This is a genomic window from Acinetobacter chinensis, from assembly GCF_002165375.2.
In the GTDB taxonomy this organism is placed as follows: domain Bacteria; phylum Pseudomonadota; class Gammaproteobacteria; order Pseudomonadales; family Moraxellaceae; genus Acinetobacter; species Acinetobacter chinensis.
Genome location: NZ_CP032134.1, coordinates 1,367,657 through 1,379,497, shown reverse-complemented (window position 1 = coordinate 1,379,497; position 11,841 = coordinate 1,367,657). Strand labels below are relative to the sequence as shown.

Sequence of the window (11,841 nt, the reverse complement as noted above, 5' to 3'; positions counted from 1 at the left end):
GATATGGCTGAAGTACTTCATCACGACAACCATGGACATGACGATCATCATCACGATGATACTGATCTGACCGTCTTTGGTTTCTGGACCTACTTGATGAGTGACTTGATTTTATTCGGTACACTCTTCATCGCGTTCGCTGTATTAAGTGGTCATGTTCCACCAGGTACGCCAAGTGCAAAAGAATTATTTGGTGAGTCTTTAGGTTTCGTTCTTGTAGAAACTTTTGCACTCCTGATTTCTTCTGTAACATTTGGTTTTGCAGTTCTTGCTTCATATAAGAAAAATGTCAGCCAGGTGATTATGTGGCTGGCAATTACATGGGTATTCGGTGCAACCTTTATCGGTATGGAACTTTATGAATTCAATCATTTAGTTCACGCTGGTCACGGTCCTAGCACAAGTGCATTCCTGTCTTCGTTCTTTGCGTTGGTAGGTACACACGGTATTCACGTAACTTCAGGTCTTGTATGGATGCTGGTATTGATGTATCAGATCAAGAAAAATGGTCTGACACTTCCTAATACCCGCCGTCTTGCTTGCCTGAGCTTATTCTGGCACTTCCTTGACATCGTTTGGATCTGTGTATTCAGCGTAGTTTACCTGATGGGAGTTCTCTAATGAGTCATGAACATAACGCAGCTGGTGCTTCGCACGGCAATGTAAAGCAATACACTATTGGTTTCATCCTATCTGTCCTGTTAACCATCATCCCTTTCGGGATGGTGATGGCAGGTGGTATTGACCGCGGTGTTGTAGTTGCAGCGATTGCAATTACTGCTGTTGCTCAGGTTCTTGTACAGTTGGTTTTCTTCCTGCACATGAACTCATCATCCGAACAGCGCTGGAACGTAATTGCATTCGTTTATACGATCATGTGTATTGCGGTTCTACTGATTGGTTCTGTATGGATCATGAACTACCTACATTCAAACATGATGCTCTAGGGTGTCATGTTGAAAAAATATCTATTCCTGACTAAGCCAGGAATTCTCTTTGGTAACTTCGTTACCACTCTGGGCGGCTTCTTCTTAGCCGCTCAGGGGTCTGTAGATTTCCTTCTTCTCCTTATCACACTACTGGGTACAACCTTAGTTGTTGCATCAGGCTGTGTCGTCAATAACGTCATTGATCAGGATATTGATCAAAAGATGGAACGGACGATGAATCGCGCCCTGGTCAAAAAAACCATCAGCCCATCTGTTGCTTTGACTTTCTCAGCAATACTTGGAATTGCAGGCTTTGCCCTGCTGTGGTTTTTTGTCAATGCATACGCTTTTGGTTTTGCTGCTCTTGGTTTTGTGGTTTACGTTATTTTTTATAGCCTGTGGAGCAAGCGCACCACCATTCACCAGACAGTGATTGGCAGTATTTCTGGTGCAAGCCCACCTGTCATCGGTTATACCGCTGTTTCCAATGAATTTGATGTTGCTGCACTGCTGATTTTCTTAGCTTATGCACTATGGCAAATGCCACATTCATGGGGAATTGCTGTTTACCGTTTCAATGACTATAAAAATGCAGGAATTCCTATTCTGCCTGTTGCCCGCTCCATCCATCGGACCAAAGTTGAAAGTCTGATTTATGTTGTGCTTTTTGCAGCAGTGTTGAATGGTCTATATTGTTTTGGCTATACCAATATATTTTTTCTGATTATTTTTAACCTGATGTGTGCATACTGGGTCTATCTGTCCATCATTGGCTTCAAAGCTGAAAATGATCAGATCTGGGCTAAACGCTATTTCTTATACTCTGTCATTTTAATTACAGCACTAAGTTTCAGCTTCAGCTTCAGTTATGTCTCCCCTGCACCACACTTACCTATTTTTTAAAAAAAGATAGAGTCCGCTCTATCTTTTTTATTTACAATCCAGTTTTCAGCTCAAAATAACTCAAACACTGCACTTACTTTTCCGATCACTCCACATGAACCTCTCCATATAATCGGCTGCTTCTATCTGTACAATGCCATCAGAATTTGAGATATACATTTTTGAAACCAATGGCTCTGAGTTAATGCATACTCAAACCTGCAATAACTTCCAGATGCTCATAAAAAGTTTAAACATGTGATCAAATCCCCCCAGATACAGTACAAGCTACAGGTACTTCACTCAAAGAAATAAAATCATCAGATCCCCCTTCAGTGAAAATCTGAATATCCTGCTTAAAATACAGATATCACATTATTTATCTGATAAAAAAATACCAGATCCCATGTGTAATTGCTGGCGAAATTAAGACAGAAATCCAAAGCCACATTAAGCCTTTCTTATTAAGAGCCTCAATGATTACAATATAAAAAGAAAAGACAAACATAATATAAAAAATGATTGCAAACCATTTGACGAAAAAGAACCAGACACCCAGTTCATTGAGCTGATCCACCTCGGTTAAGTACGAATGAATACTGGTGCTGAAATAAAGTGGTTTATAAAAAATATAGTGGAATATAAGTAAAATATGGCGCGTAACAGGCTCAAATTCATCCCATCTCTTTATTACTTCCCATACAAAGTAACCAGCAGTACCTATTACTATCAGCTCTATAGGAATCGCGGGTTGAGCCCCGCCAGAATGATAATTTCCAGCATCTGAATTACGGTTCGACCTTAAACTCTCCTGATCTGCAGCCTGTTGCCGTTTATAATTTATATGACTTGAGGCACAATTTGCTGCACAATAGTTATCATTCATACTGACCGAATAGAAATGCTTTCCACAACCCTTACAATAATGAGAATACATAAATCACGTTAAGTTTTTGATACAAAATCAATTTTATACAAATTCAGTTTAAGAATTAATTGTAAAAAGTGACTATTCCAGTAATTCCCCCCACATAAAATTATGATTTTTTAAGGAGTTACTCTTATTTTTTTCTTATGTAGCCGATCAAATATATGTGCCTTAATTTAAAAACCGGCGACATTTATGCTGACAAACAGCAAAAATTAAAATCCTGTCACCTGACCGGTTTTATTTCTCTCCATAACTCACACAGTACTGACTGATCATCAGATGTATCCTGCACAAATACCTGACAATAATTTACACACAAAAAAGCTGAAATAAAAAAACCCACTAATAATTAGTGGGTTTTAATATACTGATATACCATCAAATTCTGGTAGGTTTAACCAGATTCGAACTGGTGACCTCTACGATGTCAACGTAGCGCTCTAACCAACTGAGCTATAAACCTAATGTGAGAAGCATGATATTCAGTTTTATTTTTTAAAACAAGCTTTTTCCTGACTTTTCAGAACGTATGTGCATCTTTTAATCAAAATCTTAAATTTCTTTTCTTTTCTGATGCTTATATCACCAAATTTGTTTTCAGCATAAACAGATGCTGCTTCAGCAAATATAGCTTTATCACTTTCTACGACCTCTTGTGCCAGTCTGGTCAGCCATTGTGTCACCGTTTCAGCTGGCAACCGCTGGTATGGCTCAGACAATGCATTGGACAGATTCTGCACCTGCAGATCATCTGAACTCAACTGTACCCGACTTTTAAAAAAAATAAATGCTGCGTAAATTAATGCGAGTAAAGCAACTGCTGTTACTAAAATACCGGCTAATGAATAAGATGAATGCAGTCCAAACCGCTGTAACCAGCTTTGTTGAGCTGCTGCATCATACCCGACAACTTTGCTCTGCCACTGATAGCTCGCATAATCACTCCAGATTCTGATATTCCGTAAAATTTGAAGCTGCCGATATTTCCATTCAGCCGTTCCTTCTCCCAGTATCTGTCTCTGATCACTGATTAAATTCTGCATGCCCTGATCTATACGCTGCGGAGCAATAATAGCGGTTGGATCAAATCGCACCCATTTCCCATGCAACCAGACTTCAGTCCATGCATGAGCATCCATCTGTCTCACCTCCCAGCTTTTCAGATCTGGTGCTGCTTCACCGCCCTGGTACCCAACCACAATCCTGGATGGAATACCTGCATAACGCAGCAACATTGCAAAACTGGATGCATAATGCTCGCAAAAACCCTGTTTAGTTTTAAACAGAAACTCATCCACACGGTTCTGTCCCAGTCGCCCTGGACTCAATGTATAGACAAACCTCTGCGTCTGATACCATTTCAACACATTGCTGATATAAACCTCAGGATCATTTCCACTTTGCTTAAACAGTTTTAATGCAAACTGTCTGGACTGCTCATCACCAGCAACAGGTACTGCAGTAGCAGTTCTAAGCATCATGGCATTGGCAGTTTCACGTGATGCAGTATTATTTCCCTGTGTACCAATCCAGATCAGAGGAATAGATTTTGTGGCACCCCGCAGTCCTGACGGGCTGATACTCCAGTCCTGCTTCAACTGATATCTGTCCGTAGCCGGTAATGATTTTTCCAGCCCCATAACCCAGTTCTGCTGTGGGTCTGCGGGAATATACTGATACTGCAACAGATTCTGGGTCGGCTGTTCAATCAGTCTCATGGGCTGCTGATTGATAAACCCCGATGTCCAGGTCACTCCATCATATTCGTCCAGTACCATTGCCCGCCAGTACAGCTCATGTCGAGGCGGCAGTTTCTGAATATTTCCACTGATACGGAATGCAAGCTCACTCGACTGAGAGAGTTCTGCAATATCTCCAGGTGACATTCTGTCACTCAGACCCGTCACCCCTTTGGAATCTGGAACGGGGATATACCACAGCGGCGGAAGTCGAGGGAAAAACAGAAAAAGCAGTAAAAAAAATGGAAATGCAAAGCCAATAAATTTAAGGATATCTTTCAGATCCTGGTGAAATGTATGAGTCCCCTTTTTTAGCTGAATAAATTCCGTGGTCTGAATTCTGTACAGACCGATCAGACAGCTGACCAGGCACAACACCACCATAACAGCCATCCACATCGACTGACTGTATAGAAAATAACTGGCACAGACAAAAAGTGCGAAATTAAACAGAATAATCAGATCCCGTCTATTCCTTGTTTCCAGTGCCTTTGCAAAAAGAAAAGTGGTTAAGGTCGCAACACCGGCATCGACACCTAAAAAGCTTTTATAACTGAAAAAAATACTCAGCAATGCCAGTACAGTCAGCAGATAGGTCCATTTTTTTGAAATATGGCTATCCTGTTTACGCTGGCTGTAGTAGAAATACAGACTCATCAGCACCAGTATCAGGCTGAATATCCAGGGACTGAACATGACCTGAGCCAGCAGAATAAGCACTAAAGTCAGAGTCGCGGAGTTTCTTATTGATAAATTCATGTTTAAGCCTGCGCCAGTAGCAGCTTTGCCTGATTCAGCTGATTCAGTCCCACACCTGCAGCAAGCTCTGCTTTCGGCAGATACATGGCATAAGCATGCTGCTCCTGCTCGCATTGCTCTACTATACCCATCATCATACTGAGCTTTTCTTCATGTGAAAAAGCCGGCATCTGCGAATAATGAATTTCTATTTTTCTCTGATCCTCATACTGCTCAAATACCTTGATGTACAGCCCCTGACCACGTGCCGCCTGTTTCCAGGAAACAGCCTGTAATGAGTCGCCATCCTGAAAAGCACGCAACTCACGAAATTCATCCATATCTGGCTGAAAGCTCTGACGGTACTTTTTATTTTCAGTACTGTGACTGAGTGGTTTCGGAGCAACCCATGTTTCAGCCTGTATAAACAGATAGGTCCATGCCCTCACCAGTCCGAGTGGATACAGTGAATACAGACGGATATCCGGATATTGAAACAGACCTCTGTCTGCTGCATGAAAATGAAGTTCTATATGCTCACTCAGCTCGGATATTTTTATTTTTTCAAGCTGTTCACCTGCCTGTATCCACAGATAACGCTGCTGTAAGCGTGGCTGTTTAAAATAGAGTGTCATTATCACTGGCTGACCGACCTGACTGACATCCATTGCTTTCAGTTCTATCTGAAGCTCATGCAACTGTTTAAAAGTCAGATAGAAACTGACACATAAAACAGCACTGATCAGAAAGCAAAAGCCTAGAATCAGGTTATTGGCATAATTTACACCTGCAATAAAAGTAATCAGAATCAGTACCAGGTATAAAAACCCCTGCTGCCAGATAAAAACAAAAATATCATTCTGCTTTAAAACTTTATGATCCTGTACCTGAAACCGGCCTGAGATCCACTTTTGCCATCTGCGCTTTAACATGACTGCACCCTAGCTGACCGAAACCCGCTGCATCAGCATTTTTGCTTCATCATCTGACAATCCTGTTCTATGTGCAGTCACTGCAACAAATACTGCCTGAATATCATCTGCTGTCACAAAGGTTCTCTGCTCAATCAATGCATGCGCCTGAGCTGCCCTCTTCAGTGCCAGCACACCTCGGGTCGATAAGCCATGTCTGTTCTTACGACTCTCCTCGACAAGATTCAGCAGATAATCCAGTGCGGCATCGCCGGTATAAATCTGTTCAGTCAGTGTCTGAAGTTCAAGTATTTCCTGCTCATTAAATACATGAGCCAATGCAGGAATTAAATCATGGCGTTTACCCTGCTGAAGAAGCTGTTTCTCTGCGGCTCGGGATGGATAACCCAGTGATAAACGCATCAGAAATCTGTCCAGCTGAGACTCGGGCAAAGCATAAGTTCCACTTTGAAATAATGGATTCTGAGTGGCAACCACCCAGAATGGTTTTGGCAGGACATGCCGTTCACCATCAACAGTCACAAAACCTTCTTCCATTGCTTCAAGCAAAGCACTCTGAGTTTTCGGGCTGCAACGGTTAATTTCATCAGCCAGTAGAATCTGGGTAAACACAGGGCCATTTCTGAACTCAAACTCATGCGCTTTCTGATTAAACATATTTACCCCAATGACATCACTGGCAAGCATGTCATTGGTGAACTGAATCCGCTGGAACTTCAGCCCAGCCAGACGAGCCAGCGCACTGGATAATGTTGTTTTCCCTAAACCCGGTAAATCTTCAAACAGAATATGACCACCAGCAAACAGACAGCACAATGAAAGTCTGGTCTGCTTTTCCTTATCCAGAATAATGGTGTTGATTTGCTGAAGAAACTGCTGAATACGAGGTGCATATTGATCTACCTGCTGTTGCAGCAGATGCTGCCCATCTATGGATTCCTCTTTATGAACCCTGTTTGCGCCCCAGATCACAATATTCCCCAATAAAAAAACAGTGCATGTTCAACATACACTGTTTTCTGTTTTTTCCAAAGAAATCAGTTAATTTACAGACTGATTCCCAGGCTTAACAAGGGCATTTTTTTAATGTCCCACCAGCTGAAGGATATCTGGCATCAACACAATAGCGGTGGAAAGTTTTTTCATCCATCGGGCTTAAATCAGGATGATGCTTTTTCATATGCTCAACATAGTTGGCATAATCAGGCACACCCACCATCAGTCGGAAGCTCTGCTGTAAACGCTGCCATATCAACTGAATTGTTCGGATGCCATTCAGCATTAAAAACTTTTTCGGTTGTGCAAGCAGTGTAAATTTAATGATTTTACCTACAGCCAGTTTCTGACGGATCTGCTCTTTCAGTTTCATTTCACTTCTCCAGCAACAGGTATTTCATCGCTGTATATTGCTTCAGCTTCATTTACCGTAGGCTCTGGATTTGCCAGTGCACGGCGAATGACACCAATTGCAGCCAACAGCATAACAACCGCAACAATCATGAAGAATGCACAAAGTACCGCATTGATCTGGTTGGAAATCACAATCGTATGCATTTCCTCAAGTGTTTTCGCAGGTTTTAAAATTTCGCCTTTAGCAATTGCATCGGAAAATCTGTTTGCCTGAGCCAGGAAACCGATTTTAGGATTTTCGTGAAAAATCTTCTGCCAGCCAGCCGTCATACAGGTGATGAAAAGGAAAACTGTAGGCACAATAGTAACCCAGACATATTTTTCTTTTTTCATCTTGAACAGAATGACTGTACCCAGAATCAGTGCCATTGCTGCGAGCATCTGGTTACCGATACCAAACAGTGGCCATAGGCTGTTAATACCGCCCAATGGATCGACCACACCCTGGTAGACGAAGAATCCCCACCCTGAAACAGCGACCGCAGTCCCGATCATATTCCCCACAAAATTGTGTGAATTTTTCAGTGCAGGTACAACAATACCAACAGTATCCTGAACCATAAAACGACATGCACGTGTGCCTGCATCCACAGCAGTCAGAATGAACAGTGCTTCAAACAGAATTGCGAAGTGATACCAGAATGCCATCATTTCACGGCTGTTAAAGATTTCTGTAATGATATGCGCCATACCGATTGCAAACGTCGGAGCACCACCTGTACGGGACAGAATAGTCGATTCACCCACTTCTTTTGCAAGTAAAGTCAGCGCTTCAGGGGTCACAACAAAGCCTAAATTTCTGACTGCTTCTGCTGCGCTTTCCACCGTTGTACCCAGTACTGCGGCTGGCGCATTGATTGCAAAATAAACACCAGGCTCAAGCACGGTCGCACAGATCATTGCCATGATGGCAACAAATGATTCCATTAACATGCCGCCATAACCGATGACACGAATGTTTTTCTCATTATCAACAAGTTTAGGTGTGGTTCCAGAAGATACCAGCGCATGGAAACCGGAAATCGCACCACAGGCAATGGTAATGAACAGGAATGGGAACATTGAGCCTGCAAATACAGGGCCTGTACCATCAATAAAATGCGTGACTGCCGGCATTTTCATTTCAGGCAGTGCAACAACAATACCGATCGCCAGTCCAACAATGACACCAATTTTCAGGAAGGTTGACAGATAATCACGCGGTGCCAGTAACAGCCAGACCGGTAAAACTGAAGCAACAAAACCGTAAATAATCAGACACCAGGTCAGCTGTGTACCTGTCAGTGTGAAGAATGGTCCCCAGTAAGGATGCTGTGCAATATCACCACCAAAAATAATGGCTGCCATCATCAGAACAAAACCGATAATGGAAACTTCTGCAATTTTACCTGGACGGATAAATCGCATATAAATTCCCATAAACAGCGCAATCGGAATGGTTGCGGCAATACTGAACACACCCCATGGGCTGTTTGTCAGTGCTTTGACAACCACAAGTGCCAATACCGCCAGGATGATAATCATCACACCTAAAGCACCCAGCATGACCACTACACCGGCAAATGACCCCAGTTCCTGCTTCGCCATTTCACCCAGTGAACGTCCATCACGACGGGTTGAAATAAACAGAACCAGGAAATCCTGTACCGCACCAGCCAGCACTACGCCCACCAGTAACCAGATCGTTCCTGGCAGATAACCCATCTGAGCTGCCAGAATTGGACCAACCAGTGGACCTGCTCCTGCAATTGCAGCAAAGTGATGTCCAAAAAGTACATACTTATTGGTCGGTACATAATCCAGACCATCCGCCAGACGCTGCGCAGGCGTCAGTCTTCTTGAATTCAGTTCAAAAACGCGGGTTGCAATAAACAGACTGTAAAAACGATAAGCAATACTGTAGACACAGGCTGCCGCTAAAACCAGCCAGACCGCATTTACATGTTCACCACGGCTGAGAGCGAGAATCCCGAACGACACTGCTCCCACAATTGCGACTAAAAACCAGATGATTTTGGCTGTCATACTGGATTTTGTTTGAATAGATTCCATCTCAATCCCTCATATCTGTTGCATCAAATCAGCTTGAAATTCTTATTGTTCGAGGTACCGCTGTTTTTCCTTTGCGAATGTACTCCTTATACTTTACTTTTCACCCAATACTTTGGTATGAAAATCTTCTGAATGCTTATAATTAACACAATCTCCACATGATAATTTCAATATATTTCTTGTTGTTTACATTTTATTAAACAGATCATTCCTTCTCGAAATTATCTTATCCCACACATTATTCATCTAATACTTTAGTATTAAAAAAGGGATGATTTTCATCATCCCTTCTGTCTTACCTGAATCAGCATGCATTAAGCACGTTCAAGGTAATCACCTGTACGGGTATCAACACGCACACTTTCTTCCTGCTGAACAAAAAGTGGGACACGGACAACCGCACCAGTTTCAAGTTTTGCAGGTTTACCGCCACCGCCAGAAGTATCACCACGGACACCTGGATCAGTTTCAACAATTTTCAGTACAACAAAGTTTGGTGCACTTACGTTTAATGGAACGCCATTAAACAGCATAATTGTACATTTTTCATTGGAGTCGTCTTTCAGCCATTTAGCAGCATCGCCCATTGCAGTTTTATCTGCTGCAATCTGTTCAAAGCTTTCTGGATCCATGAAGTTCCACAGCTCGCCATCGTTATAAAGATAATCCATCTCTACTTCAACAATATCTGCTGCTTCTAAAGATTCGCCAGATTTAAATGTTTTTTCTAAAACTTTACCTGAACGAAGGTTACGCAATTTTACGCGGTTGAACGCTTGACCTTTACCAGGTTTTACGTATTCATTTTCCATGATTGAACATGGGTTTCCGTCAAGCATTACTTTAAGGCCTGACTTGAAATCATTTGTAGAATAATAGGCCATGAATGGCACACTCCAAACTTACTGGTTTAATCTATGGACGCGAAGGAATATTGCTGATTTACCAGCTGAGCGACAGAGAGCATCTGTGCTGAAACCACCGCGTGAGCAATGTTTAGTATTCTAAATAAGCAACACACAGCAAAGCAATATAAAAAATGCCCCTGAGCCTTCGGCTTACAGGTAAAATGTCTGAGCAAGGTTCGCAATTTCTGACCATGGTAACATCAATGGCAGGTTTCACACCTTGTTCTGAACAATTTTTCCAACAACGCATCAGGTTTCAGAAATTGCCTGCAATCCCTGACCCAACATTATTTAACACGTGGCATGATAAACTATTTGTACCAAGAGCAAAACTGGCAATCTCAACTCAGTGATCTGATCACAGACCCTCTCGAATTGCTTGAACAGCTCAGACTCTCCCCTGAGCAACTATTATCAGGTGCAATTCTTGCTTCTGAACAGTTTAAATTACGTGTACCGCGAGCGTTTGTCGGAAAAATGGTCACAGGTGACCCACTTGACCCACTGCTCCTCCAGGTTCTCCCTCATCATCTTGAGCTGGAGGAACATCCTGACTTTGTCACAGACCCACTTGCTGAAGAAAATGCAAACCAGCAACCAGGTGTTCTGCACAAATATAAATCCAGATTTTTACTGACATTAACAGGTGCATGTGCCGTACATTGCCGTTACTGTTTCCGCAGACATTTCCCCTACCAGGAAAACCTGCCAAAAAATGAAGACTGGCTTAATATTAAAGCTTATCTTGAAAGTCAGCCCGACATAAATGAAGTGATTCTGAGCGGTGGAGACCCACTGACACTCTCAAACCGGAAACTTGCGTTGTGGATAGAGCGACTTGAGTCCATTCCTCAGTTAAAATTTTTGAGAATTCATTCACGGGTTCCTGTTGTAATCCCCAACAGAGTCGATGAAGCACTGATTTCCATTTTAAAAAACAGTAGGCTACGCATAATTCTGGTGATACACTCAAATCATGCATCAGAGCTGGATGATTTTACCTGTTCCAGACTGAAGGAGCTGACTCAGCAACAGATCACTGTACTGAATCAGGCTGTTTTATTGAAAGGGGTAAATAATTCAGCTCAGGTCCTGACCGACTTAAGTTACCGACTCTTTGATGCGGGTGTAATGCCTTATTATCTTCATGTGTTAGATAAAGTAAAAGGTGCTCACCATTTTGATCTGATGCCTGACAGCATTGATCTTATTTATAAAGACGTTTTAGCGAACCTGCCAGGCTATCTGGTTCCTAAACTCGTCAGGGAAATTGCGGGCGAAAAAAACAAGACACCGCTTTTTGGGGTTTCAACTTATTGA

General features: G+C 42.4%; 11 protein-coding genes and 1 tRNA gene. 4 read left to right on the top strand and 8 right to left on the bottom strand.

Features of this window, described 5'->3' with window-relative positions:
• The first annotated feature begins 3 nt into the window (after positions 1 to 3).
• From cyoC to cyoE, 3 genes are read left to right on the top strand one after another with little or no spacing between them, the layout of a single operon-like run.
• A complete protein-coding gene (gene cyoC, locus CDG60_RS07315) occupies positions 4 to 621 on the top strand; it encodes a cytochrome o ubiquinol oxidase subunit III (protein ID WP_087511438.1) in 618 nt (205 codons plus the stop codon).
• Positions 621 to 947 carry a cytochrome o ubiquinol oxidase subunit IV gene (gene cyoD, locus CDG60_RS07310; RefSeq protein ID WP_087511437.1) on the top strand — a complete coding sequence of 109 codons (327 nt, stop codon included), beginning with the start codon at positions 621 to 623 and terminating at the stop codon, positions 945 to 947. Before cyoC ends, cyoD begins: the two co-directional genes overlap by 1 nt.
• 6 nt (positions 948 to 953) lie before the next feature.
• On the top strand, positions 954 to 1,832 hold the full coding sequence (gene cyoE / locus CDG60_RS07305; protein ID WP_087511435.1) for a heme o synthase: 879 nt from the start codon (positions 954 to 956) through the stop codon (positions 1,830 to 1,832).
• A gap of 358 nt (positions 1,833 to 2,190) precedes the next feature.
• Here the strand turns inward: cyoE and CDG60_RS07300 are convergent, their stop codons facing one another.
• From CDG60_RS07300 to efp, 8 genes are all read right to left on the bottom strand, one after another.
• Entirely contained in the window at positions 2,191 to 2,697 is a 507-nt protein-coding gene (locus tag CDG60_RS07300; protein WP_087511433.1) for a hypothetical protein, read from the bottom strand.
• 431 nt (positions 2,698 to 3,128) lie between these two features.
• A tRNA-Val gene (locus tag CDG60_RS07295) sits at positions 3,129 to 3,205 on the bottom strand.
• A gap of 25 nt (positions 3,206 to 3,230) precedes the next feature.
• A complete protein-coding gene (locus CDG60_RS07290; protein ID WP_087511431.1) occupies positions 3,231 to 5,240 on the bottom strand; it encodes a transglutaminase TgpA family protein in 2,010 nt (669 codons plus the stop codon).
• 2 nt (positions 5,241 to 5,242) lie between these two features.
• A complete protein-coding gene (locus CDG60_RS07285) occupies positions 5,243 to 6,151 on the bottom strand; it encodes a DUF58 domain-containing protein (RefSeq protein ID WP_087511429.1) in 909 nt (302 codons plus the stop codon).
• 9 nt (positions 6,152 to 6,160) lie between these two features.
• The gene (locus CDG60_RS07280) at positions 6,161 to 7,084 is read right to left on the bottom strand and encodes an AAA family ATPase (protein ID WP_406565308.1); all 924 of its coding nucleotides are present in this window, start codon (positions 7,082 to 7,084) and stop codon (positions 6,161 to 6,163) included.
• 133 nt (positions 7,085 to 7,217) lie between these two features.
• Positions 7,218 to 7,520, bottom strand: coding sequence for a YbdD/YjiX family protein (locus CDG60_RS07275; protein ID WP_087511427.1), 303 nt, complete (start codon positions 7,518 to 7,520; stop codon positions 7,218 to 7,220).
• Positions 7,517 to 9,613, bottom strand: coding sequence for a carbon starvation CstA family protein (locus tag CDG60_RS07270; RefSeq protein ID WP_087511425.1), 2,097 nt, complete (start codon positions 9,611 to 9,613; stop codon positions 7,517 to 7,519). The genes CDG60_RS07275 and CDG60_RS07270 overlap by 4 nt, the downstream gene beginning before the upstream one ends.
• 314 nt (positions 9,614 to 9,927) lie before the next feature.
• Positions 9,928 to 10,497, bottom strand: a complete 570-nt coding sequence (gene efp, locus CDG60_RS07265) for an elongation factor P (RefSeq protein ID WP_087511423.1) — start codon at positions 10,495 to 10,497, stop codon at positions 9,928 to 9,930.
• Positions 10,498 to 10,824: 327 nt separating this feature from the next.
• Here efp and epmB point away from each other — a divergent pair, with 327 nt between their 5' ends.
• The gene (epmB, locus tag CDG60_RS07260) at positions 10,825 to 11,841 is read left to right on the top strand and encodes an EF-P beta-lysylation protein EpmB (protein ID WP_087511421.1); all 1,017 of its coding nucleotides are present in this window, start codon (positions 10,825 to 10,827) and stop codon (positions 11,839 to 11,841) included.

Excerpts from the sequence above, each read along its gene's own strand:
- cyoC (WP_087511438.1), top strand. The coding sequence starts at position 4 with ATGGCTGAAGTACTTCATCACGACAACCATGGACATGACGATCATCAT.
- epmB (WP_087511421.1), top strand. The coding sequence starts at position 10,825 with ATGATAAACTATTTGTACCAAGAGCAAAACTGGCAATCTCAACTCAGT.
- cyoE (WP_087511435.1), top strand. The coding sequence starts at position 954 with ATGTTGAAAAAATATCTATTCCTGACTAAGCCAGGAATTCTCTTTGGT.
- CDG60_RS07290 (WP_087511431.1), bottom strand. The coding sequence starts at position 5,240 with ATGAATTTATCAATAAGAAACTCCGCGACTCTGACTTTAGTGCTTATT.
- cyoD (WP_087511437.1), top strand. The coding sequence starts at position 621 with ATGAGTCATGAACATAACGCAGCTGGTGCTTCGCACGGCAATGTAAAG.
- CDG60_RS07275 (WP_087511427.1), bottom strand. The coding sequence starts at position 7,520 with ATGAAACTGAAAGAGCAGATCCGTCAGAAACTGGCTGTAGGTAAAATC.
- CDG60_RS07270 (WP_087511425.1), bottom strand. The coding sequence starts at position 9,613 with ATGGAATCTATTCAAACAAAATCCAGTATGACAGCCAAAATCATCTGG.
- CDG60_RS07300 (WP_087511433.1), bottom strand. The coding sequence starts at position 2,697 with ATGAATGATAACTATTGTGCAGCAAATTGTGCCTCAAGTCATATAAAT.
- CDG60_RS07285 (WP_087511429.1), bottom strand. The coding sequence starts at position 6,151 with ATGTTAAAGCGCAGATGGCAAAAGTGGATCTCAGGCCGGTTTCAGGTA.
- efp (WP_087511423.1), bottom strand. The coding sequence starts at position 10,497 with ATGGCCTATTATTCTACAAATGATTTCAAGTCAGGCCTTAAAGTAATG.